The organism is Finegoldia sp. BIOML-A4, assembly GCF_009679635.1.
GTDB classification, from domain to species: Bacteria; Bacillota; Clostridia; order Tissierellales; family Peptoniphilaceae; genus Finegoldia; species Finegoldia magna.
In genome coordinates this window covers 1-25,708 of the sequence record NZ_WKZC01000017.1, presented here as the reverse complement: position 1 = coordinate 25,708, position 25,708 = coordinate 1, and the positions used below count along the sequence as shown (strand labels likewise).

General features: G+C 34.0%; 21 protein-coding genes. 6 read left to right on the top strand and 15 right to left on the bottom strand.

The genetic code is table 11. From position 1 onward, the window contains the following. Window positions 1-165 precede the first annotated feature (165 nt). The 7 genes from GKG01_RS08935 to GKG01_RS08905 all read right to left on the bottom strand — a co-directional run bounded on the left by GKG01_RS08935 (window position 166) and on the right by GKG01_RS08905 (window position 11,131). Entirely contained in the window at window positions 166-882 is a 717-nt protein-coding gene (locus GKG01_RS08935; protein ID WP_347233101.1) for a SprT family zinc-dependent metalloprotease, read from the bottom strand. Next, window positions 872-3,988: an HsdR family type I site-specific deoxyribonuclease gene (locus GKG01_RS08930; RefSeq protein WP_154272205.1), complete on the bottom strand. Its 3,117-nt coding sequence runs from the start codon at window positions 3,986-3,988 to the stop codon at window positions 872-874. Before GKG01_RS08930 ends, GKG01_RS08935 begins: the two co-directional genes overlap by 11 nt. Before the next feature lie 9 nt (window positions 3,989-3,997). Further along, entirely contained in the window at window positions 3,998-5,167 is a 1,170-nt protein-coding gene (locus GKG01_RS09130; RefSeq protein ID WP_154272204.1) for a restriction endonuclease subunit S, read from the bottom strand. Beyond that, complete coding sequence (locus GKG01_RS08920) at window positions 5,160-6,194, bottom strand: virulence RhuM family protein (RefSeq protein WP_154272203.1); 1,035 nt, start codon at window positions 6,192-6,194, stop codon at window positions 5,160-5,162. Before GKG01_RS08920 ends, GKG01_RS09130 begins: the two co-directional genes overlap by 8 nt. Then, complete coding sequence (locus tag GKG01_RS08915; protein ID WP_154272202.1) at window positions 6,188-8,674, bottom strand: N-6 DNA methylase; 2,487 nt, start codon at window positions 8,672-8,674, stop codon at window positions 6,188-6,190. Before GKG01_RS08915 ends, GKG01_RS08920 begins: the two co-directional genes overlap by 7 nt. 241 nt (window positions 8,675-8,915) lie before the next feature. Further along, window positions 8,916-9,422: a hypothetical protein gene (locus tag GKG01_RS08910; protein WP_094206636.1), complete on the bottom strand. Its 507-nt coding sequence runs from the start codon at window positions 9,420-9,422 to the stop codon at window positions 8,916-8,918. A 2-nt stretch (window positions 9,423-9,424) separates the two neighbouring features. Beyond that, the gene (locus tag GKG01_RS08905) at window positions 9,425-11,131 is read right to left on the bottom strand and encodes an N-6 DNA methylase (protein WP_158521566.1); all 1,707 of its coding nucleotides are present in this window, start codon (window positions 11,129-11,131) and stop codon (window positions 9,425-9,427) included. A gap of 275 nt (window positions 11,132-11,406) precedes the next feature. On the opposite strand from GKG01_RS08905, the gene GKG01_RS08900 reads away from it, so the two are divergent. Then, complete coding sequence (locus GKG01_RS08900; protein ID WP_154272201.1) at window positions 11,407-12,372, top strand: 3-hydroxyacyl-CoA dehydrogenase family protein; 966 nt, start codon at window positions 11,407-11,409, stop codon at window positions 12,370-12,372. 103 nt (window positions 12,373-12,475) lie between these two features. Here the strand turns inward: GKG01_RS08900 and GKG01_RS08895 are convergent, their stop codons facing one another. The 7 genes from GKG01_RS08895 to GKG01_RS08860 all read right to left on the bottom strand — a co-directional run bounded on the left by GKG01_RS08895 (window position 12,476) and on the right by GKG01_RS08860 (window position 20,533). Further along, a complete protein-coding gene (locus GKG01_RS08895) occupies window positions 12,476-13,057 on the bottom strand; it encodes a resolvase (RefSeq protein ID WP_154272200.1) in 582 nt (193 codons plus the stop codon). Window positions 13,058-13,068: 11 nt separating this feature from the next. After that, window positions 13,069-15,168 (bottom strand): lantibiotic ABC transporter, encoded by a 2,100-nt coding sequence (locus tag GKG01_RS08890; RefSeq protein WP_154272199.1) that lies wholly within the window; start codon window positions 15,166-15,168, stop codon window positions 13,069-13,071. A gap of 163 nt (window positions 15,169-15,331) precedes the next feature. After that, window positions 15,332-15,937, bottom strand: coding sequence for a hypothetical protein (locus tag GKG01_RS08885; RefSeq protein ID WP_094206632.1), 606 nt, complete (start codon window positions 15,935-15,937; stop codon window positions 15,332-15,334). Window positions 15,938-15,946: 9 nt separating this feature from the next. Beyond that, window positions 15,947-16,345 (bottom strand): HIRAN domain-containing protein, encoded by a 399-nt coding sequence (locus GKG01_RS08880; protein ID WP_154272198.1) that lies wholly within the window; start codon window positions 16,343-16,345, stop codon window positions 15,947-15,949. A gap of 354 nt (window positions 16,346-16,699) precedes the next feature. After that, complete coding sequence (locus GKG01_RS08870; protein ID WP_154272196.1) at window positions 16,700-18,208, bottom strand: helix-turn-helix domain-containing protein; 1,509 nt, start codon at window positions 18,206-18,208, stop codon at window positions 16,700-16,702. Between the two features lie 3 nt (window positions 18,209-18,211). Beyond that, window positions 18,212-19,732 carry a YifB family Mg chelatase-like AAA ATPase gene (locus GKG01_RS08865; protein WP_154272195.1) on the bottom strand — a complete coding sequence of 507 codons (1,521 nt, stop codon included), beginning with the start codon at window positions 19,730-19,732 and terminating at the stop codon, window positions 18,212-18,214. Between the two features lie 189 nt (window positions 19,733-19,921). Further along, complete coding sequence (locus GKG01_RS08860) at window positions 19,922-20,533, bottom strand: glutathione S-transferase (RefSeq protein ID WP_154272194.1); 612 nt, start codon at window positions 20,531-20,533, stop codon at window positions 19,922-19,924. Between the two features lie 220 nt (window positions 20,534-20,753). On the opposite strand from GKG01_RS08860, the gene thiS reads away from it, so the two are divergent. The 4 genes from thiS to thiH are packed head-to-tail and all read left to right on the top strand — an operon-like array spanning window position 20,754 to window position 23,465. Further along, window positions 20,754-20,951 carry a sulfur carrier protein ThiS gene (gene thiS / locus GKG01_RS08855; protein ID WP_002835868.1) on the top strand — a complete coding sequence of 66 codons (198 nt, stop codon included), beginning with the start codon at window positions 20,754-20,756 and terminating at the stop codon, window positions 20,949-20,951. A 1-nt stretch (window position 20,952) separates the two neighbouring features. After that, the gene (thiF, locus tag GKG01_RS08850) at window positions 20,953-21,549 is read left to right on the top strand and encodes a sulfur carrier protein ThiS adenylyltransferase ThiF (protein WP_154272193.1); all 597 of its coding nucleotides are present in this window, start codon (window positions 20,953-20,955) and stop codon (window positions 21,547-21,549) included. After that, entirely contained in the window at window positions 21,539-22,303 is a 765-nt protein-coding gene (locus GKG01_RS08845) for a thiazole synthase (protein ID WP_154272192.1), read from the top strand. Before thiF ends, GKG01_RS08845 begins: the two co-directional genes overlap by 11 nt. A 7-nt stretch (window positions 22,304-22,310) precedes the next feature. After that, window positions 22,311-23,465: a 2-iminoacetate synthase ThiH gene (gene thiH / locus GKG01_RS08840; RefSeq protein WP_154255022.1), complete on the top strand. Its 1,155-nt coding sequence runs from the start codon at window positions 22,311-22,313 to the stop codon at window positions 23,463-23,465. A 357-nt stretch (window positions 23,466-23,822) separates the two neighbouring features. Here thiH and GKG01_RS08835 read toward each other — a convergent pair whose 3' ends face one another. Beyond that, the gene (locus GKG01_RS08835) at window positions 23,823-24,854 is read right to left on the bottom strand and encodes a PDDEXK nuclease domain-containing protein (RefSeq protein ID WP_154272191.1); all 1,032 of its coding nucleotides are present in this window, start codon (window positions 24,852-24,854) and stop codon (window positions 23,823-23,825) included. 182 nt (window positions 24,855-25,036) lie between these two features. On the opposite strand from GKG01_RS08835, the gene GKG01_RS08830 reads away from it, so the two are divergent. Continuing rightward, on the top strand, window positions 25,037-25,612 hold the full coding sequence (locus tag GKG01_RS08830) for an ECF transporter S component (protein WP_154272190.1): 576 nt from the start codon (window positions 25,037-25,039) through the stop codon (window positions 25,610-25,612). Window positions 25,613-25,708 lie beyond the last annotated feature (96 nt).

Genomic DNA, 25,708 nt, shown 5'->3' with positions numbered 1-25,708 from the left:
GTTTTACCGTGGTCAACGTGACCTATTGTACCAATGTTAACATGTGGTTTTGTTCTTTCAAATTTAGCTTTACTCATGCTTGCCTCCTGGAAATTTTTAGTTATTTTTATTATATCACAAACGTTAACAAATTACATTTTTTAGGGGAAATTGTAGATATGAAACCTATTTATGTTCTACATAATCGAGTGGCTGTTCCGATAATATTTTTCGTGCCACTTTCCACTCAGGATAATATTCTCCAAGTAACTCATAAAATCTATTCGTGTGATTTCTTTCTAATAAATGAACCAATTCATGAGTTACGACATATTCTAAACATTCGATAGGCTTTTTTGCTAACTGAAGATTAATCCAAATCCTCTTCTTATTAATATTACAAGTCCCCCACTTAGTCTTCATGTTTTTTACTCTATATTCATTTGCTATTAACCCAGTGTTTTTCTCGCACTTTTTCGAAACAGTTTTTAAAACTCTCTTGAGCTCATTCCTGTACCATTCATTAATTATTGACTCTCTTTTTTTAACATCCGAACCTTCTCGTACTCTTAGAATAATTTTTTTCGAAGTAACCACAACCTCAGGCTTTTTATTCTCATAAACTACCTCTAAAATATATGTCTTCCCCCATAAATAACACGATTCTCCAGACACATATTCGCGTTTAGATAGTCGTGGTTGATTTCGAAATTTTTCTTTAACATTTTTTATTTTGGTCATATTCTTTAATACGAAATATTTAATCTCGTCATCTGAGCACTTCAATGGAACACTTACCTTCACATCTCCATCTGGTGGAATGATTCTTATATACAAGTTTTTCAAATTGCTTTTTTTGTGAATTTCTACTCCTAATCCATCAATTGTTTCATTATATTTCACGATACTCATCCTGACTTTTTACTATGTCAAAAATTTCTTCCGTTAAATTATCGGCTAAGTTTTCATCTTTTCCATGTTCGCACAACACATCATATATAGAGCCTTTTATTTTGTTTTGTTTTTGTTTATTGGTCATCCAATCTGGTTGTATCGAAGTTTTTATTGCACTATCTAATTTATACGCAAGATCTCCGCCCTCATCTCCTAAATAATCATAAATAGCTCTCTTCGCTTCGCTATCCTTTATATAATCAGGATAATTATCGCTGTCTTCTGGATGAATTATATTCTGTGCTATTTCAGTTACTTCTTTAAGATAATTTTCATAACTTATAACGCCAATTTTTCTTTGTTCAATAACTTCTTCCAGCATTTCTGATAATTTTCCATAATATACTTCATTAGAAGACTTTCTTTTGACGATTTCATAAGTTAAATTGTTTTCGATAATCTCAGATTTTGCATTATCATCTCCAGGAAGACCATCTACAATTTGGTCAATTGGAGATTTCGTGTCACTACTTAGCAATAACTCTACCAACGACATGTTTTCCAATTCACTAATAATAGTGCTGTCCTCAGCCATCACATAAGTATCCAAAATATATCTCATATCTGATTCATAAGGTTTCAAATCTATATAATCGTAGCTAGCAAGTTTTATCATTTCTTTAATCTTGTTGTAATTTGTTATTTCATTTCTTAATTTATTAACTTCCTTATCGCTATATCCAAAATCTGAAACCAACTTATCACAACAATTTGCAAAAGCTCTCGTGTATGACGATGAAATTGAATAAAACACTTCTCTTCTACCCAAATAAGTCTCATCATCTTCCTTGTCTCCACAGAAATACTCAATAATTTTGGAATCCTCTGACTTATCCTCTATATTTGAAAACAAATCATTAAGAGAAGCTCTCGCTCCTACCATTTCTGCCTTTGCTTCCTCGTAACGACCCTTAATAAGTCCATCCACATCTTCAGCTGCGTAATCTTCAAACGCACCACTCGTATAATCAGTGATTGCAAGCTGAACATTCTTGAACAAATCTTTGTAATCAACAATATAACCGTAATCTTTGTCTTCACCATCTGGTCTGTTTACTCTACAAATAGCTTGAAACAAATCATGATCTCTCATGGATTTATCAATATACAAATACGTCGCACTTGGAGCATCAAAACCTGTCAACAGCTTGTCCACAACAATTAAAAGTTTCATATTCGCAGGTTCTTCCTTGAACTTCTTCTTTACTTCACTTTCATAATCAGAAGTAGACCTGCCAGCCAACATTCTTTCGTAGATTTCTTTTTTGTATTCGCTTTCACTTTGTTCGTTCAAATCAGACGTAGCTGTTCTTACGCTCGCTGCATTCGGTTCGTATGAAGTCACCACCGCACACTTTTTAAATCCATTTGATTGAAATATCTCCCAATACTTGCAAGCTTGCAAAATATCACCAGCGACAAGCATGGCCGTTCCTCGATCACAAGACAACCTAGGCTTTGTTTCCATATCAAAAATAATATCAGCCGCAATTTTTTCTAATCTTTGTCTTGATGAATACAATTTGTTCAACGATGCCCATGATGATTTAAGCTTATTTTTTGCATAATCAGTCAGACCCTTCGTCTTTGTTTCAAACCAAACATCAACCCTTGATTGATTAGTCAGGTTTTGATCCACATCCCTTGCTTCATATCTTAAATCAAGTACAACTCCATCTTCTACACCCTCGTCAAACTTGTAAGTGTGGATGAATTTCCCAAACACCTCACGACTAGTTTGCTTGTCCTTTTTTAAAAGAGGAGTTCCCGTAAAACCAATAATAGTAGCATTAGGCATCAAAGTTCTCACAGCCTTGTGAAGCTTACCAGAATTTGTTCTGTGACACTCATCAATAAAAGCCACAATATTTCCCTTGGCCTCATAATCATTGCCCAAACTTTTTTCCAATTCCTTGACATATAAATCAACATCAGATTGATTACCAGCATTATGTCCGTATTTATGAATAAGAGAACAAATAATCGACTCATCGTAAGTATTAAGCAAATCCCTCAGATTTTTCCCAGATTTCGCCCTTGCAATACTAATATCCACATCTGAAAACAAACCCTCTATTTGATCATCCAGTTCATCCCTATCAGTAATGATAACAACTCGACTGTCTTCTATGTTTTCTATAATCCATTTTGTAAGCCACACCATAATAAGAGACTTGCCAGATCCTTGCGTATTCCAAATAATGCCGCCCTCTTTTCTTTTAATAAAATCCCTAGCCGCAATATTTGCAAAATATTGGTTATGACGAGCAAGTTTTTTTATTCCTGCATCAAATATAACAAAATCATAAATCAACGATAGAAATCTTTCTTTTTGGCAAATAGATATTATTCCATCCCTTAATCTATTAGACTCTTCACCTTGCAATTCTTTTATTTTAATGCTTAAAGCATCCTTCGCATTACGATCTTCTTTCCACTGTAGGTAAAATTTTTCAGGTGTACATATAGTTGCGTATTTCAAGCCTTCCGCTTCATTACCCGCAAATGTAAATTGGACAGTATTAAAAAACCTTGCTATGTTTTCATCTTTTTGATTAGTAAGATTCTGTCTTATCCCTTCCCCAATACTAACCGATGACCTTTTAAGTTCAAAAACTCCTAATGCGATTCCATTAACATAAATTACGACGTCAGGACGTTTATGTCTTTTATTATCAAAACATAAAACACTTACCTCTTCTGCCACAGCAAAATCATTGTTTTCGATATTATCCCAATCAATCAAATCAACCGTAACTCTTTTTTTGTTTTCATCTTGTAATCCCTGCACACCATATCTAAGAAGAGAATAAAATTCTTTATTATTCCTGTACAGGCTGGAAGTTTGATTAAAAGCTACATCTTTTACTTTTTTCAAGCAAAGCTTCACAAGATGAGAAGAATATCCTCTTTTTTCTAGATTTCTTGTAAAATCATATTCTCTTATAGATTTATTATCGTAATTCTTAAGATTTCCGATATATCTATATCCCAAATCCTCTTTCAAAACATCGAGGACTCGCTCTTGTAATTTTATCTCCTTATCTACACTCATGTATTCCTCCTAGACAAGCCTAACTCTACCAGTTAGTAAATCATCCATAGCTCCAGCCTTTATTTTCTCAATCTTTGCTTTTTCATTTTCTAAGTTTTCTATTTCATGATCCATTGATGTCAGAATAGATGCGATGGCTCGTTGTTCTTTTATATCGGTTGGGATGTAAAGTATTGTTTTTCTAAACTTATCCATTCCTACCAAGTTTTTCATCGCTCCCCCTTGGGTATCATCAATTATTTTAGATTTAAATTTCTCCCAACTAAAATAGTTTTTGAAGAATGTTAAATCACATAAATTAGTATTAATAGATATCTTTAATAGTGCTTGATTTATTATCCCTTTCTTGAATTTTTTAGGAATTTGATAAATCTCACCAATTGTCCCTGAACAGCTGATAATAAAATCATTCTCTTTTAGTTTAAATCTTTTTAATTCCTTAAATTTATTGAAATCTATATAGTAATTGCCAATGTCAACAGACTTATAAATGGCATTTCTTTGCTCATATACTTTATATCCTTTGTTAACAAAGTATTCTTTTTTTAAGCTTCCTCCAAAAGGGCCTCTCACCATTCCGTTGTCATTGCAAACATCCTCTAATTTGACTTCTTCCCACTCACCATCAAATCCATCGAGCCTTGTTTTTCCAGTCATCAAATCTTCCACGGCGCCATCTCGGATCATCTTTTTCTTTTCAATAAGCTTTTCAAGATTTTCAATGTGTTTATCAAATGTCATTAGAGTATCGGCGATGGCTTTTTGTTCTTCAATATTTCTGCTATATATTACTTCTAATTTTTCAATATCTTTAGGATGAACATGAGGCTGAGCTCCTCCAGTTTGTAGCTTATAGATATTTTCTTGTTCTTTAGCCATTAAATAATAGATATACTCTATGCAATAACTGCAATCTTCTTTAATTGTAGAGCAATCCGACGCAAATATTTGACCATAAAATAAGTTTACATAACCAGCATTTGCTCCAGATGCACTAACTGTAATAGTCGTCCCTTCTCGATTATATCTATTGCAATAATAAGCAGGTGATTTACCACCAGCAATTACAGGAATGTTTCCATTAGCTCTTTCTTTTTTTGTAATTAAGTCACCTTTTTTTATTTGAATAGGTATATCACCTAGTTTTACCTCTTCCCAATCCTTTGGATAATCACTCATTTTTCTCACCGCCTTCAAGTCTATTCTTTTTAATAAACTTGTCAAAATCAGAATTAATCAATTGATTTTTGTTGAATATCATGTACTCACCAATGGCTTTTTCTCGTGCTTTTTTTGCGCTGATGTGACCATTCCCCGATAAAATCTTGTATCTTCTAAAATTCAAGAAATCATTTAATGATGATGAGAAATCTTCCATTCCCAAAAGCACCTCATCTTCTATCAAATCCTCCACGTAATCAAAATATCCTGTAACAAGTCTTTCTAGTTTTCTGATTTCTTTTTCTGATAGATAGTTCTTGGCAACTGTTACATCGGTTTTTAATATTCTACCGTCTGGTGAATTTTTCCACGTCGTCAGTCCCATATTGTTTTTCGTTGAATCACTTTTTTCGTAGATAATTTCTGCTGCTGTTTTTCCTGTTATTGCATAGTGAAATTTGTTTTGTACCATTGCGTAGAAATTTCTCGTAATTTCAGAATTTTTATCGTAATCAAAGCTGCATTCAGCAAATATATCTGTTATTTGTTGCCAAATCCTGCGTTCACTTGCTCTGATTGAACGTACTCTTTCTAGAAGTTCCCTGAAATAATCTGTACCGAAGGTGTTTTTTCCTTGAGATAGCATTTCGTCATTCAGAACGAATCCTTTTCTAATATATTCTTTGAGTACATTAGTCGCCCATATTCTAAAGTTGGTGGCTTGTCTCGAATTGACACGGTAACCTACAGAAATAATGGCATCCAAGTTATAGAATTTGGTTTTCTTTTCTTGTGTTTTTCCCTCAATTGCTCCGTGTTTAGTGGTTATTTCCAAAATGGAAACAACCACATTTTCGTCCAATTCTCCTTCTTTAAATATATTTGATAGGTGCTTGGAAATAGCAGGAACTCCAACTCCAAAAAGCTCCGACATTGCTTTTTGTGTCAGCCAAATGGTTTCATCTTTTACAACAACTTGAATTTTAGCTTCTGTCAGTTCGTTTTTGTAGAGCAAGAACTCTATTTTTTCAGGATAATCTACCATGAATATCCCATCCTTTCCAATGCATTTATTACATCATTTCGTGAGTTTTCGGCCTTTTCTTCAAGTTGTGACAATGTTGTTTCGTAGCGTTTAGATATTTCTACAAGCTTAGCTGCAATATTATTTATTTCGCTATCTACAGCATCTTTTATATCATTATTGATTCTCGCCATCCATTTCTTGTCAACTAACAAGTCTTTTATTTCTTTTTCCGTTAGTATACTGTATTGTTCTTCAATTCTTTCATCGAGTGATTTTGTTTTTGATTTTAGTTCTTTGTTTTGCGAATCTTTTTTCTTTAATAAGTTTTGATATGAGATGAGTAGCTCATATTCTTCCTTATCCTTGATTTTGTCGATTTTTTTGATTCTATCATTTAAGCTTTTCTTGGTGATATTTCCCTTGTCATTGATTGCATCATTGATAAGTCCATCTTCTCCTGAATTTTCTTCGAATATTTCATTAATTTTCTCATCTATTTCTGAAATTGTTGAGTTGATGGTTGATATTTCTTCTAGTTCATCATTGAAGTATTCTTTTTCTATAATTTCTTTAGGAATTAAAAGTCCATCAAATGATTTGAATTTCTTTTTATCTTCTATTTCTATTTCGATTCCTTGTTCATCTTTTATTTTTTTCTTGCCATATTTCCTATCTATTTCAGCACCTGCTTCATATCCAGATGCTTTTATTAGGTATACATCATCTTGCATTTTTTCATTCCAATAGTTCAATAGAAAATCATACGCATCATAATTGTCTAATAGTTTGGATTTTTCATAGGCTTTTAATATCGAAAATCCTAGTTCTCTTATTAATTTTTTGGGAATTATTGTACTATCAATATTTTTCAATACGGTTTCTGATTGTTGTTTCCAAGTATTGAATATGTCTATTGTTTCTTCTTGTATTACTTTTTTGATTTTTTCGTCTTCAAATATTAGATCTTCTATGCTGTCTGGCTCTACTTTCAAGTCGTATACATTAGCGTTTTCTCTTTTTTCAAAAATTTTATTTCTTAATTCACTGGATATATTCCACAATCTTTCCATCGAGTCGATGTCTTTTTCTGGTATTCCGCCATTTAGATGTGAGTTGATGTTTTGAGGTAAATTTTTGTTGATTTTGCTAATATATCTTGGAACATTTAGGTTCGCATTATTATCTTCTATGATTTCTTTGTAAGTAATAAATCGTGAATATCCTTTGATCTCTGTTTTATTCGTGAAAACTTGTACGATTTTTTCGATGTCTTGTTCTCTGAGTCTGTTCTTATCTCCGTCTTTTTTGAACCCGTCACTTGCATCTATCATAAACAATCCTTCTCTTTTATCAGCATTTTCTTTGTCGATGATTATTATACAAGCTGGTATTCCTGTTCCGTAGAACAAGTTTGAAGGAAGTCCTACAATACCTTTGATGTATTTTCTCTTCAATATTTCTTTTCTTATGGTTTCTTCTGCATTTCCTCTGAACAAAACTCCGTGAGGAAGAATTATTCCAGCTTTTCCATTTTCGTTCAATGCTTTTAATACGTGCAAAAACCATGCATAATCTCCGTTTTTTTCTGGAGGTATGCCGTATCCATCAAATCTATGATATGTGTCTTCGTCTGCTTTGATTCCGTCTGACCAATCCTTGTCTGAAAAAGGTGGATTCATAACAATAAAATCAAATTTTCGCAATTCGCCAAAATCATCAGTATAATATGGTGCTGATAATGTATTGTCGCTATGAACTTCTCCAGTTCCTTTGTTGTGTAGAATAAAATTCATCTTAGCAAGACCTGCCGTGTCTGAATATTTTTCTTGTCCGTATATAGTTACAATAGAGTCGCCGTTAATATCGACAGGTGCTTCATCTGCTGCTCTTATTAATAAACTTCCGCTTCCTGCGGCTGGATCGTGTAACGTCCATTTCTTATTTGGTGAATTTTCAATATCTCCAATACCAATAAGTCTGGATATCACTCTTGAAACTTCACTTGGCGTATAGAACTGTCCTTTGCTTTTTCCAGATTCCTGTGCAAATTTCATCATGAAATACTCATAAGCATCTCCGATGATATCATCGCCACTTGCTCTGTTTTTCTTGAAATCTATGGCAGGATTTTGGAAAATCGCAATTAATCCTGATACTTTATCAACTAATTCTTTTCCTTTTCCTAATTCTTCAGGGTTGTTAAACGAAACATCTGGAAGCGCACCTTTTAGGTTATTTATTTCTAGAAATTTTTGAATTATTTTGTCTACACGTTCGCCTACGTCTGGCTTTCCCTTTGCCATTATAAGATCATCAAAGGAAGCTCCTTCTCCTATTTCAAATTCACCGTATCTTTGTCCTTTGTATTTATCTGTAACATATTTGAAAAACAAAAGTAGTAGAACATAATCCTTGTATCTTGAAGGTTCCACTCCACCTCTGAGTTTATTTGCCGCATCCCATAGTAGGGAGTATAATTCTGATTTTTTTACTGCCATTGTATCTTTAACTCCTCGATTGTTTTTATTCTTGCAATAGTTTTTGATGTAATACCTGCAAATTCTTGTAGTTCTGTCTTTTTAATTTTATTATCTATAAGTTTTTCAACAACTTATTATATGAAAATTCCATGTTTAACTTTACATTCAATATGGTTTATTGTAAATGTTTTCTTTATTATAGCATATTAAAGATGCGTTTCAGTTTGGTTAAAATTCAAAAACATGTTATTAACAAAGCTTACCCTTGAACTAAATATCCTGATTCGACTTCTTTTTCGATTGCGCTTTTGAATGATGTTTTGGTGATTTTCAAATTGTCTAATATTATAGTCTTGACTATGTTTCTATTATTTGTAAGCCATTCCATGACACTGCTATTGTCTCCCATTCCTTTCGCACTGTGAGGTACAGGTCCCACCAATATTAATCTGTAGTTGTTGTTATATTCAAGATTTTTAAAATTGTAGTTTGTGACTTCATCATATTTAATATGCTCAAATCTGTCTTTGCTTATTCCATATGATTTTAAACATCCGTGTATTTCTTTTGTTTTTATCTTAGAATCCCCAAACATTATAATGTTTCCGTTTTTCTGTGTATCATAAAAGTAAGGAGCTGTTTGCGGAATTAGATTAGTTAAGTCGTATTTTTCAAGAAGCATGCAGAATTGTTCGTCTGTTTGATCTTTTATGAGTTCACTCGTAATACTTGATATGGCTTCAGCGATTATAGGATTTCTGTCCATTTCTAAATCACCTCACTTACAAGTTCACTTACATCTTCTTCAAGTTTTATTCTTTGTATTCTGATAATTTCTTTTTTATCTAAAATCATTTTATATTTTTGGGACAATTCTTTCTCTTTTTCCTTTGAAACTTTTGGAATCTTTAATTCTCCAAGCTGATTAATGCTCATGAATTGGATTGATTTGCCTGTGTTTAGGGATTCGATCTGGCTAAGGCAATGATCACTCGCAAGATACATTTGCAAATAATACGGGTCAATTTTTTCTTCGTCACAAGTTAAAATGTAGAGTGTTCCGTTGACAAGTATCCTGTAATTTCCAGAATTTCTGATTAAAAGTGAGTTGTAATTTCCCCCTCTTGAAAAGATTATATCGCCATCTTTTACGCAATATGTTTCTTCTTTATCTTCAATTTCAGTAAAGCTTGTTAAATCTGCGATGTTGAAGTTGTCATCAATGTCCCCAGCGGCTATTATTTTATTATTGGTGTTTTCTTTGGACAATCTCTTATATAAATCTGATTTTCTTAAATTGGCATATCCACGTTTGATTTTAGTAACATCTTTTAGATACACATAGTTTTTCAAGTCTATTTCTTCATTAGTGTATCTTCTTGGGATAAAACTATAGTTGTTGTCTTCAAATTCTTCTGGTGATACTTCTTTTGAAATTGTAGATTCATTTTTATAAGCGTCGAAGATTACTTCTACATCATCTTTTGTAATTTTATTAACCATTTTATCGCTATGATAGATTTCACTAGCATCGACCATTTTTACTTTTTTGTTGTTTTTTGATATCAATAAAATATTAGTTGATATGCCTATTCCCGTGAATAATCTAGGTGCAAGTTCAATGACGCTTTCAATATATCCATTATCTATTAAATATTTTCTGATTTTTTCGTCTCGTTCTTTGAACAAAATACCAGAATGAACTATAAATATGGATTTTTCGAATTTTGGATTGGATATTATTTTTAATATATCGGTCCATTCATTTTTCGTGTTGAAATCATTCTTTTTATATAGTTCAATTAGGTTTTTATCATTCACTCTTTTGTCAAAATCACGATACAACATTCCCATTGGTGGCATGCTAAAAACTTTATTGTATTCTAATGTAGATAAGTCCGTGTTGAAGTAATCTTCTTGTCTTATAGATGCTCTGTTTTGGTGACTTATAATAGGAAGTTTCAATTGAGAAGTTAATATATAACTTGTGTTAATTTCAATTGCTGAAATATCGCATTCTGGATGATTAATTAGAAAATCTATCATAAATTCTCCAGCTTGAGAATTTGGTTGAAATAATTTATCTCCTTTTTTTATATCGAGTAATTTATATGATAATTCAGAAATTCCTGTTGGAATTGAAAATCCAGGTATCATATGGATGCTTCTTATATTATCTAGATTATAAAAGTTCAATATAATTGATTTCATTTGATTTGGGCTTAGTTTTCCTCTAACTTCTTCAACAAAGTCATGATACTCATTGTCTATTCTATAAAATAATATTTTTATTGATTTATTATTACCTAATTTTTCATTTAATAATTTATCGTCGTAAAAAGCACGTGCAAAGATATAAAAGGCATCTAGTGGTTTATCGATAATACCTCTCCAATTGCTCATCAAGTCCCATAATACTTTTTTTCCTTCTTCATCAAACCATTTTTTTAATTCTAAATATTCTTTTTTTTGCAATGTCATTAACCCCTTTTTATTTCTTCTACGGTTAGTATAAACCACGCAAATTGTTTTGTCAACGGTTTTGAATAACCATTTTTTTATTTTTCGCTCGATAGATGGATTTACTTTCCAATTTCCTTGACTAATGGCAACCAATATAAATTGAAAACAGCGAAGTAATTACAAGAGTAGCTTATGTGAGCTACTCTTTTTGTGTTTTGTGGACTTTGTTTGGGTATATATGTATTGAAAGTTATTGCAAATATCTGATTTAACAAAAGGAGGATTTTATGGCGAAAAATTTTGAAAAAGCCTGTGTAATTGGCGGTGGCGTGATTGGTTCATCGTTTACTTTGCTTTTTGCGATGGGCAAGATGTATGTTAAAAGTTACAACAGAAGTTTGGAAAGTGAAGCAAAGACTAAGAAGATTATAGAAAAATACGTGGATGAGTTGATTGAGAAGAGGGTCGTTGCGGAGGATAAGGAAACGATTTTATCAAGAATCAGCTATACTACGAACGAACAAGAAGCGATTGAATTTGCAGATATTGTGGAAGAGTGTATTCCAGAAAATTACGACGTGAAGAAGGAATTCGTGAAGGTTTTCGAAAAATATGCAAAGCCTGACGCTGTTTTATGTTCAGCAACATCTGGACTACTAGTCACTAAAATCGCAGAAGATGCTGAGCGTCCCGAAAGAATTTTCGGAGCGCACCCTTACAACCCACCTCATTTAATTCCACTGATTGAGATTTCACAAGGAGAAAAATCAGACCCAGAAACTGCGAACGCTCTTCGTGAATTGTTTGTTAGATTGGGCAAGAAACCTATCATCATCAGAAATGAAGTTCCAGGTTTTATCGCAAACAGACTTCAAGCTGTGGTTATGCGTGAGATGATGGATTTGGTGGACAAAGGTGTCGTTAGCATGGAAGATTGCGAAACTGCGTTGACATTTGGCCCTGCAATTAGATGGGCAATCATGGGGCCTGGACAAATATTTGAACTTGGCGGCGGTGAACACGGACTTCAAGGTTTACTTGACCATATCGGCCCTTCGATGGAAACTTGGCTAGAAGATGCTGCTACATGGACGAATTTCACAGACGAAATCAAGAAGAAAACAGTAGACGGAGTTCACGAAGCAATCAAAAATAGACCAGCGAACATAGGCAACACTCACGAAACTCTTGCAAAATATCGTGACGGAATGCTTGTCGAAATACTACGACTTCACAAAGATTTTAAAATTTAATGATATAAAAGCGAAATCTCCCGAGTATTTCGGGAGATTTTTGGTTTGGTTATTGATTGTTTTTCCCTAACTATCGTCTCAATTATCGTGCCATTGTCAAATTCTATCCTAATCTATATTTTTTTACAAAAGCTTCATTAGCTTTCAGGATTTCTTTGTATTCAGTAATCATATTATAAAACGTGGCTTTTTTTAATCCAGATTTATCCAAGAATTCCTTTGAAGAAATGTTATTATTTTCCCAGTTTTCATACAATTCTTCCCAATTATTTGGAAAATCAATTTTATTTCTTCCTGAGTTGTTTTTCCTATTTCTAGGAAGCTCGATAATGTTTTTGTTGTTTAAGAGAACAGAGTCTAATATTGTGCTTAGAATAGCTTTATTCATCGGCTGAGATACGCCGTATTTATAGGTGGATTCTATATTAGAAATAACCAGACATTTCCCGTTTTCAATAAAATATTTCAAAGAATTGGCGATGTCTTTTTCATTTATTCCGAGGGATTTTAAGCTTCCGATAATTAAAATATCATCATTGGTCATCTCGTTTTTTATCTTTTCTAATTCTTGAAAGCTTCTCATGTGTTCGACACTTACACATATGTCTGAATCTTTTTTGTGAATAATCTCCATGATGTCTTCAAAAATAGAAATATCTTCTGTTGTTTTGGTGTAAATGTACATTATCACCTCTACTACCTCCTAAAAAGCTTGACCAACTTATTGAATCTAAAACCCAATGCTTGTTCAAGTTCCAATCTATTCACTGTAATTTGGGACATATCCTTCTTATCTGAATATTTTGCTTCAAATTCAACAGGAAGAGAATTTGCCCAGCTTTCGAGTATTTTCCTAGAGCCTTTGTCAGTTCCTGATGTTATCATTATAACATTTGTTTTAATTATAAAGCATTTGGGTTCATTTTCCCATAGTTTCCTAATTCCTTCTATGGCATCTTTGGAGATGTATTTTGCATGATATGAAAAATCATCATTCCAATTGAGTTCTCTTGCATAATCTGGAAGGTCGTAGCCAAATTCTTTGAATATATTTACTAAAGTTTTGGATGAGATTTGCATCATGTCAGGATAGTAATCATCAGCGATATCATTTGATTTAATCATGTAGTCGATAAGCTTATCCACTTCTGTAATCATCCTTCTAAGATATTCTCTGTATAGGGAGTTGGTTGCTTTGACTTTCATATTCTTGCTAATTCCATCGTAGGATAGTGGGTCTATGTCAGTTCTAAGTCCGGCATTATATCTCAAAAATGGCATTCTTTTTCTTTCTGGTTCTTGTGGATCACTCACACCATTACTTGCAAAGATAAATAAAGGCTGTTCCTCCCTTTGACTAATTTCGCATTGATGACTATTTTTTACCTTTTCCTTCAGCCTTGAATAATATTGTCCATCTATTTCATCAACAAATATAGGCACTCCCTTATAAAGACCAAGCATTGCATCTATGTCTGCTGTAGGAATATTTTTTACAGAAAAAGCTCTTAGATCCTTATTGGTCATTAGCTTTAAAATGAATTCAGTCATAAATGTTTTTCCTGTATTAGAACCCCTTGATGCCAATAATGTGTACAGAGGTAAACTAGATGTTGGGATATTCTTTATATCTGCCACACATCTTAACCTTGCATGAAATGGAGAAGAAAACAAAATATTTAAAAGCTTGTAGTGGGAATCTCTAACTTTGTCCACATCTCCAACGAAATCTTTCTTGTAATTATCAAAAGCTTCAAATAATAAGTCGATATCATTTTTTACATCTTCTTTTTCGGGATTTAGGTCTAATGATTCTTCATCCAAAAAAGCTTCTTTAGTGTCGAAGTTGAAGGTTAATTTCGGATAATCTTTTTCTATTTCTTTGACATCTATCCTTTTTCTTTTTAGTCTTTTTGCATTGACGCTGATTTTATTGATAATATTCGGAAGTATTTCAATGTATCCATTTTTCGAGTTGGTATTTATATTTCGTACGAGTTCTTTGTTCTTCTCCATAATCTTGTCTGCATCAATTGTGTATTTGATTTTTTCGTAAACTTCTCCGCTATTTTGTGGTTGTTCTAAGACGATGGTTTTTTGTGTTTTCAGTGCTTGTTTGATTATAGGAATATCTTTTTCTGGATTATCGGTCTTTTTCGATGCTACTACATCTTCTGGTATATCATCTGATAGCTTCCAAGCTGTTTCAAAATCTTGTGCATAAGCTTCGTATGCCTCAAAAGTGTCATCCACCTCATAAATTTCCAGCTGATCGCCCGACCAAGCTCTTCTTGTCATATTAGCAGAGCCTTTGATTACTCTTGTTTGTCCATCATCTGATTTAAGAAGATAGATTTTTCTGTGATCTATAACATACTTGGGAGATTTTATTAACAAATATCCTTCTTTCATCATTTGTACCAAATCTTTTTCTGATCTCACAGCATCAGCTGCCATTTCTGACAATCGCATGTTTTCTGCAAGTAAATAAGCTTCTGATGTAAGCTCATGAAGTTCGCTGTCTCGTCTAGTCATAAACCTTCCTCCAAGGATAATTTCTCCATAGTCAAACATCTTCATAATTTTATTTACAAATTTGATGTCATAAGAAAAAGTAATAGCCCTGATTTCATTGAATCCGAAAAACAGCTCCTCCACATCTTGGTAGCTAATGTCTTTCAGCTCAACATGATATATCTTGTGCCTCGCACCTGATTCAGCTTTTTTACCATTTCCATCAAGAATTCTTAGTTTTTCAATATTTGTGCCAGTATCAAATATGTTTAATTGATTCATAAATACCTCCAATTTATTAGTCTAATAATCCACAATTATTGTTAGACTAATTATACCCATATTCTAATATTAATCAATCATTTTTAGACTTTTTCGTTAAAAAAATCTTCCGTACTTATTTTTGGAAAATCAATTAAAGTTCGGAAGATTTTTTGGTTGGTTATTAAATTTCTATTTTGTATATTTGATTGAAGCTTTTTCCATCGAAAATCTTATCCATAAAAGCTTCCATAATTGTATCGTATTCGACTTCTTCTCCAAGGTATCCCAGAATCACTCCTTCACGGACACTTACGATGGCATCTTTTCCATTGTAAATAAATTCAAAACCCGCTCTGAATTTTGCCCAATCGTCGACTGTAAATTGGGAGTTGCCGCTTGATATATCATTCACATCTTCTACGAGATATTCTGTAAAATACTCGTCATTAGAAATGATAAGATTGGTGCGATTTGGATGCAGCTTTGACATCATACAAAGATTATACGCCATTTCAATTCTTGCAACTTTGCTAGATTCAATTCTAATTGAATCATCGTGGAATTGACTGTTTATGGCATTTTCCCAAACAATAGCCTGTTCTCCAAAAATATTGAAATATTTATATCCATTTTGTAATAAGTTTTTTGCTAATTTGTCGATTATTGATTTGTCTGTAAAATGATGAACTATTAAAAAGCAATTGTCTCCTTTTGTCGGTGAAATATCCATATCATAACTGTCAAAAACGTGAATATTTCCTTGAATTATTTCGTTATTATAGTACATAATTTACTCCTAAACTTCGTGAAGAAATATTTTAACATTCATCCTCATCCATCTTCCCCTTAATTTTTTGGCAGATAATTCTCCATAAATCATTTTGCCCGCATCCATGAGTCTCGCAATAACAATATTGTTTTGTCGCGGAATATATCCAAGCTTTATTTTATTAACTGTTTCGACTCGAATTGCAAAATGGTCTGATGAATCTTCCAATTCACGATAAAAAATCATTTTGTCTCCCATTTTCAAGGAAGCTTCTACCTCCTCAACTTTTTCTATTTTTGTTGTATGTGCCAAAGTACATTCACATAAGTAGATATCACCTTGAGATTTTGGGATATTTTCTATTCTGTTGTTTCGAATTAATATGTTTTTAAGAGATTCATCATCTTTTTTTGTCAAATCAGCCATATTTTTCTCCACGTATGCTAAATTAATTGTTGCTAAAATGTCGTAATGTTACAAAATACTTTTGATACATTGTTAATAAGTCGTGTTTGGGTATCATTTTTGTGCATCATCTTGTGCATGCACATGTGCAACACGTTGCAACTTTCTCAAGTCTCTGCTTATTGTACTTCTTGAAACCGAGAATATTTTTGATAGTTCTAATGTTGACATCTCTGGGTTTTCTTCGAGTATTTTTATTATTTATTGACGTCTTTTTTCTGGTGTGTTTTTCTGTACATCTCCTTGTGCATGTGCATCTTTTTGTGCATTATCTTGTGCATGTGCACGTGCAACATTTGGTAAGGCTTATTAATATCATTTAATTTTCCAAAATCCAGATCTTGAACTTCCTACATATTCTAGTTTACCTTCATCTACTAAAATTTTCATATCTCGTCTAATTGTAATCTTGGAAACTAAGAACATTTCTGCCAATTCTTGTGCTGTAATTTTAGGATTATTTTCCAATATATCCAATATTTTCATCCTCCTATTGCGAGGACTTAATTTACTTGATTTATTTTGGGTATCATTTTTGCTTTTTTGGGTATCATTTTGGGTATCATTTTTGCCTTTTTGGGTATCATTTTGGGTATCATTTTTGCCTTTTTGGGTATCGCCTTGTGAATTTGTATCAACTTGTGCATCTTTTTGCACAGAATAATTTAAATTTTTCAATATTATAATAAATTTAGTTTCTGTAGATACAAACTCAGGCATCATCTTATTAGTGAAGTTTTCTTCTGCTTCATACGCTTCAATTATTTTTCTAAGACCCGAACCACGTCTTTCCATAAGATCCATTCTTGCAAATAAGTCAGCTAATATAGGATTCCTTCTGACAGACGAAACATTTAAAGGATTTAAATCCTGAATAAATGTTAAATCAGCCATTCCTCCTGGCGAAAATATTTCTAACCTATCATCGTATATATCAATGTGAACTTCACTTCCAACGACTGAATAATCCCTGTGAATTAGCGCATTAACAATTGCTTCTTGGACAGCTCTTTCCGGATATTCAGGATATTCTATTCTATATATTGGACCTTTTCCCCACATTTTCTTCGAGTTTCTTTTGACAAAATCTAAAGACGCTTTTAATAGATATATAATATTGCCTTCGAATTCTTGATCGTCTAATGCATCAATTCTGCCGTTTGCTTTTGTTAGTCCATTCCATCTTGTGCAGAAAACTCTGGATTGATATATTTGATATCCATCTGCAAAAAGTGCACCTGCAATTGTGAGATGTCCATTTTCATTAATAAGTCCAAATGATTTTAAATCTTTAGTCTCAAAAGTTTTGGATGTCCTATTCTTGTATTCTATTTCCAATTCTTTAAAAGTTACATCATCTATGGTTTTATTAAATTCCAACGAATCAAAACTTACATGCTCCGCTTTTAATGATAAATTCAATAAATCTATTCTTGTAGCAACTACACTTTGATTCCCTACCCTTTTAAATGCTGTCCTAGAACCACTATCAATTACAAAATATGGAGTATTTTTTCCTTGGTAGATATCTAAAATCAAGATAATTTTATTATTAATTTGCTTGAATTCCATGTCAAACTCGGGGATAGGATCTACTTTTGTTTTAATAGCTTCACTTATATACTCTGAATCTTTTTGGAATTCTTCCAGTCCAACAATTGTGTTGTCTTCCTTGACACCAAATAATAGTTTGCCACCTTTTGAATTTGCAAATGCAGATACAGATTTTAACCATGATTTCGGTTTATTTTTTTCTAACTTTTCTTTTTTATCGTACAGATTTGTTTCTCCAAGGAAAGATTCTAATTTTAGCTTGTCATTCATAATCTACCCCCAGTATTTCTGATCCACTGTCCTATATCTGATGGCTTCCATTAGATGTTTTGCTTCGATGTTTTCTTTTCCGTCTAGGTCTGCGATTGTGCGTGATATTTTGAGGATTTTGTCAAATGATCGGGCGGAGAATTTGTATTTGTCAAATGCCAACTGTATGATGGAGTTTAGCTCATCGTTTAATTTGCAATATTTTCTAATTTGTCGGGTATTCATTTGTGCGTTGGTTGTGATGTTTTCTTTTTCGAAGCGTTGTTTTTGGATTTCTCGTGCAGCTTCGACTCGTTTTTTGATTTGTTCTGATGTGTCGCACTTTTCATCTGTTGTGAGTTCGTCTAATTTTACTGGTGAAACTTCGACGTGAATGTCGATTCGATCGAGTATAGGTCGGCTGACTTTGTTCAGATAGTTTGCGATTTGATTTTGTGAACAAGTGCATTCGTGGTTAGGATCGCCAAAGTATCCACACGGACACGGATTCATTCCTGCGACAAATAGGAAATTTGCAGGATATGACAAGGACGCGTTGACTCTTGTTATGGTTATGTTTTTCGTTTCAAGTGGTTGGCGCAACACTTCTATTGTCGATTTGGAAAATTCTGGAAGTTCGTCCAAGAACAATGCTCCATTGTGTGCGAGGCTGATTTCACCTGGTTTTGGAACTCTGCCCCCACCTATAAGGCTGACTTGACTTGCGGTGTGATGAGGCGAGCGAAATGGTCTTGTGGTTACGATGTTTTTTTCTCCGAGTAATCCTGCTACGGAGTAAATTTTCGTGGTTTCCATTATTTCATCGAAGCTCATGTCGGGCAAAATCGTGCTGAGTCTCATTGCTGACATTGTTTTTCCGCTTCCTGGTGGCCCAATCATCAACAAATTGTGAAATCCTGCAGCAGATATTTCCATCGCTCTTTTGAGAAATTTCTGACCTTTTATATCCGAAAAATCAACATCGTATTGTATTTCTTGCTGCATGATGTCAATATCATCCAGAATTTTAGTTTCTTGTTCGCCATTCAAAATCCTGATGATTTCATCCAAGCTTTCTACACAAACCTTCTCAATTCCTTTGACCATGCTGCATTCTTGTGCATTTTGTTTTGGTATGTAAACTCTTTCGTATCCCAAATCTTTCAGTGACAACACCATGCACAACGACCCATTCACCGGATTCAATCTTCCGTCCAATGATAGTTCTCCGATAAACGCCCATTTTTCTGAAAAATCTTCCACAACTCCCATTGATTGCAAAATAGCCATCGCAATCGCAAGGTCTAGCTGGGAACCTTCTTTTCTCAAATTTGCAGGTGCCAAATTAATCGTGATACGTTTCACTGGAAATCTGATTCCAGTGTTTTCAATCGCAGAGCGCACTCTTTCCTTAGATTCTTTTATAGAAGTGTCGGGAAGACCAACAATGTTAAACGAACGCAGACCATTCGCAAGGTCGCACTCGCATTCCACGACATACCCGTTCAACCCTTCCAAACAACACGTGTTTACTTTCGAATACATAATTTCTCCTTGTTACCTAATTATTAATGTGATTTCTATCGAAAAATGGACAATTAAGTCTATTGATTTGATATTGCAACAGACATTAATCATCAAACAATTTTATACAAACTTATTATATATATTATATCACTGTATTTGGACAAATAAAAAAAACGGTGCAGACAAATCTACACCGATACAATATTTTTATTCTTGAGATTTTTTCACGATTTCTTGTACAACTTCGTCCTTTTCAATTACCTCTGAAACTCTCTTGATATTTGGATATTCTTTCCAAGATTTTGGAGTCATTTCACTCCAACGAGTAAGAATATAAACGTAAGGATCTAATACTGTTTTCTTATTTTTGTAAACGTGATCGCCATCACCAATCAAACGGTCCAAATGAGTCATCATTTTGTCGATAGTTTCAAATGATTTTTGTTTGATTTTATCAATCTCTGCTTCGTCAGTTGATGTTGTCAAGCCAGCTGGTACGAACAACGCTTCAAATGCTGGATGAAAATCTCCAGTCATAAAAGCCATGATTTCATCGAATTGGAACTTATCTTCAGGAGATTCATCTGCTCCCAAATCTTTTTCAGGGTATTTGTTCAAAATGTAGCGAAGAATTGCTGCCAATTCGCTTCTCGCCCTTCCTTCTCCAATATCCAATGCTGGAACTGCTCCCAACGGATTGATTTTTCTGTATTCATCTGTTCCAAGTTGTACCTTTTCTACTTCATAATCTGCGCCTGCCCATTCCAACGCAATCCAACAAGCAACAGCGCATGTGCCTGGTGCGTAATATAATTTCATAACACTCCTCCTTTTGTTTCGCTGTAAATTGTATACCCTTTATTCTTTTTTAATAATCAAATTGATATGGCAAATTTGAAAATTTATGTGACAAATTACTCGGATAAATTTTTGAAAATTCAAATTAATGTGCTATAATAATCACAGAGTGTTTAACACGAAGGGGTACACCACCGCGGGTGTAGGTTTCCTTCGTGTTATTTTTTTTAGGGGGTGAAATATGATTACTGTAAATTCTGTCAAATATCCATTCGAAGAAAATTCTTCTTTGAGAAAAGTTCTTGAAGATTTGAACTTTAATGTGGAGTTAACGGTTTGCGAAGTGAACAAAAACCTCGTCAAAAAAATCGACTACGATAATTTTATCGTCACTGATAACGACGAAATAGAGGTGTTTTCATTTGTTGGAGGAGGTTAAAATGCAGGATATTTTTAAAAGACAAATCCCCGAACACACAGACATTTTCATAAAATCCAAAATTCTAATCCTTGGCTGTGGTGGTTTGGGTACCAATTCATGCTTTTTACTTGCAAAATCAGGCATTGGCACCATCAAAATCGTGGACTACGACACAGTTGAATATTCCAATTTGAACAGACAAATCTACAGACCAACTGATGTCGGCAAGTACAAGGTCGACGCGTTCAAAGAAATTTGCGGTGAGTTTTTGCCATTTGCAAATATTTCTGTTGAAAACATCAAAGTTACTGAAAGTAACATCGACGAATTGACCAACGGCTACGATATCGTAATCGAGGCGTTCGATGACGAATACGCAAAGTCATTGGTGTTGGAGCATTTTATCGGCACTGACAAAAAGCTAATATCGGTGTCTGGAATTGGCGGCGTGAAAAAATTAGATATGAAATTTAAAAAAATGAACAACATTGTAGTTTGTGGCGATTTTGAAACGAAGACCGACATCGGTTTGTACTATCCAAACGTGATGATGGCGGCAAGCACACAAGCTATAATCGCACTTAATTGGTTATTGGAGGAAAATAATGGAAGATAAATTGATTTTGGGTGGCAAATCTTTTGACTCAAGATTTATACTTGGATCTGGAAAATACGATCCCAACCTTATCAAAGCTTGCGTGGAATCTGCAGGCTGCGAGATGATTACTGTGGCACTTAGACGTGCAAATACAGACGATACGAAAAATATTTTGAACTTTATTCCAGAAAATGTGACGATAATTCCGAACACTTCAGGAGCGAGAAATGCAGACGAAGCTATTAGAATTGCAAGACTTGCGCGTGAAATGGGCTGCGGCAATTTCGTGAAAATAGAAATCATGAGTGACAGCAAGTACTTACTTCCAGACAACGTTGAAACGTTAAAAGCTACGAAAGTTTTGGCGGACGAAGGATTCGTCGTTATGCCTTATATGTATCCAGATTTGAATTTCGCGAGAGATTTAAAGGACGCTGGTGCAAGTTGCATCATGCCATTGGGCTCTCCGATTGGATCCAACAAGGGACTTGCAACCAAAGATTTCATCCAAATCATCATCAACGAAATTGATTTGCCAGTGATTGTGGATGCAGGAATCGGCAAACCATCACAAGCGTGTGAAGCTATGGAAATGGGCGCAAGTGCAATCATGGCGAACACTGCCATCGCTACAAGCGGCGACATCAACAAAATGGCTGAAGCTTTCGCACTAGCAATCAAAGCGGGAAGACTAGCTCACATCGCAAAACCGGGCAGAGTTTTGGAAACGGGCGCTGACCCTTCATCTCCACTCAGAGATTTCTTTAAGTAGGCGACAAATGGAAGAATTCAAATATTTTAATAATATGCAAGACATTCATTCGGACATTTACGATAAATTATCCGAAAAATTATCTGAGGTAAAATCTGTAAATGTAACGGCTGATGATGTTAGAAGAACTTTGGGAAAAATCAAAAACAACGAAGCCTTGGATTATTTCGATTATTACAACATGCTAAGCGATTGTGCCATTGATTTTATAGAAGAATTGGGAGAAATCTCACAAAAACTAAGACTACAATATTTCGGAAACAACGTGTACTTGTTCAGCCCACTTTACATCGCAAATTATTGCGAAAACAGCTGCAAATACTGCGGATTTAGAGCGAAATCAGATATCGTCCGTGCGAAACTTACCATGGATGAAATAGAATCTGAAATGAAACAAATGAGACGCGAAAAAATCGAAGACGTTTTGATTCTAACAGGTGAATCGCAAAAATACTCCTCGGTGGATTATATATGTGATGCCGTAAAATTGGCGAAGAAATATTTCCGTGTAGTTGGCGTTGAAGTGTACCCTACAAATGTTGAAGATTACAAGAAACTTCACGAAGCAGGTTGTGATTTCGTCACAGCTTTCCAAGAAACATACAACCCTACAAATTACAAATTCTACCACCCAACAGGACATAAATCTTGCTTTCCTTATCGATTGGACACGCAAGAACGTGCAATCATGGGAGGAATTCGTGGCGTAGGGTTTGGGGCGTTGTTCGGACTTTCCGATGGAATTGATGACTGTTTTTGTTTGGGAATGCACGCAAATTTATTGCAAAAAAAATACCCACACGCAGAAATCAGCATATCATTTCCTCGAATCAGGCCAACGAAAAACGAAGAAGATTTGAACATAAAAGAAGTTCCTGAAACAAAATTGATGCAATTTATAATCGCAACCAGAATCTTCTTGCCATTCGCGCAAATCACAATCTCAACTCGAGAATCCAACGAGTTCCGTAACTTGTCACTATTAATGGGAGCTACCAAAATCTCCGCAAGCGTCGACACAGGAATCGGAAGACGCAATGATGAAAAAGATAAAGGCGACGAACAATTCTTGATCAACGACACAAGAACAGTCGACCAAGTAGAACGCGACTTGGCGAAGTACAACTTGTATCCTGTGTATAGCGACTACATTGATGTGTAGAATTTTATATCTTATCATAAGCCCACATTGGTGGGCTTTTTTTATACCTATATGAAATTACATCATTCTCAAACTTATAAGGATAAGTTAAAGAAAAAACTCAAATAATACTAAAAAGAAAACGCCCACAAACGTGGGCAGTAGATAGACAAGCAGGTTAAAACCTTGCTCCTGCTCTCTATTTATAAAATATAATAACTATATATTACATCATAAAAGGTTAAATGTCAAGTGGTAAAAATTCGGATAAAAAAAGTATATGACATCAGAAGCGAGACGAAGAGCAAACGCCAAATGGGACAAAGCGAACAAAGATAAAAAAGAAGTAGATTTTTCTCTACTTCTCCAATTTATATTCTATTTTTCCTTGTACTTTTCTATTACTTTTTCAACTTGTTCTTCAAGCTCTTCTCTGTCTGGTATATATAGGGTGTATTTTGATGCGAATATTTTATTTGATAAGTTTCCTAATGCGTATTCTGCTTGTACCCCGTCCTTATCTGTACACAATATTATTCCTATCGGCTCATTGTCCATCTCATCATTAACTTCTGATTTATAATAATTGAGATACATATTGATTTGACCCACTGCTTCTGGCATTAGCTTGCTTGTTTTTAGTTCGATTAAGACATATGACCTTAAAATCTTATTGTAAAATACCATGTCCACATAATAATGGGTGTTTCCTAGGGTTACTCTTTGTTGGCTGCCTACATACATAAAACCCTTGCCAAGTTCTAGCAAAAACTTTTCAATATGATCAATAAGCGCTTCTTCTAAATCACTTTCCATCATTGGTTTTTCTTCAGGCAATCCTAAAAATTCAAAAACATAAGGGTCTTTTACGAGGTCAGATGCCTTATTTATTTCATTGCCCTTTAAAGCTAGGTCTAGGACTTTTTCTTTGTTCTCTTCTCCTGATGATAAGAGCAATCTTTCAAAAAGCGATGTTTTAATTTGTCTTTTAAGTTCTCTTACCGACCAATTTGCGTTGATACTTTCTTTTTCATAAAAACTTCTTTTTTTCTCATCGCTAATGGATAAAAGCTCACAATAATGGGACCATGTCAATTTTCCAGACAGTGTCTGGAATATTGGATATGATAAATATAGGTTTCTCATATTAAATAAATTAGACTTAGAAAATCCTTTACCATACTCCTTTGTAAGTTGTCTAGATAAGTCATTTATAAGCTCTTTACCATACTCGGCTCTTTCTGAATGACCTTGCTCATCTTCTACGATAATGCGTCCAATCTCCCAATAAGTTTGCACCAAAATATTATTGACCTCTCTTGCAATTTCATTTCTTGCCTTCTCCATCAATATTTTTATACTATTAAAAACATCATCATGAACTCTATCTATGTTGTTTTCGTTATTCATACAAAGCACCTCTTTGACCTCTTAATCGCTATAATTATATCATAAATAGTTCAATCTTAAATTGACATTTGTGGACTATAAAAATCTTCGGATTTGTTTATCGATTAATATCAAAAAACAATTGACAATCTATTACATTAACCATACACTTTAATTATAATTATTTTGAGGAGGGGTTTTATTTGGACAGAAAAACTCACAAGCTCGTTCAATGTGCAGTGCTTGCTGCATTGTGTTTTATAACGTTCACTTATTTACAAATCAAGGTGCCAGTTCCGGGTGGAGATTTCACATCAATCCATTTTGGTAATGTGTTCTTGGTTTTGGCTGCGCTTTTACTCGGCGGACTTTACGGTGGACTTGCTGGTGCTATCGGAATGACTATCGCAGACATTATGGATCCTGTGTATATAATGGTTGCTCCGAAGACTTTCGTGTTGAAGTTGTGTATTGGTTTGATTGTAGGAGCAATCGCTCACAAATCCAAGAAAATCAATGAATCTAACGACAACAAATACATTTTGAAGTGGGCTGTTATCGCTTCATGTGTGGGAATGTTGTTCAACGTGTTTGCTGATCCATTTGTAGGTTATTTTTATAAATTATATGTCTTGGGTCAACCACAACAAATAGCATCTGCGTTGGCGAAAATCAGCGCCGGTGTAACTTTTTTCAATGCTGTTGTGACTGTTATCGTTGCAAATATTTTGTACATGGCAGTTCGTCCAGTGTTGAAACGCTCACATTTATTGGATTAAAAAATGCGTCAGATTACTCTGATATGTACCCTCTTTACTGGACAAACCAGTAAGGAGGGTATTTTTATGAAATATAGTTATGAATTTAAAAAAGAA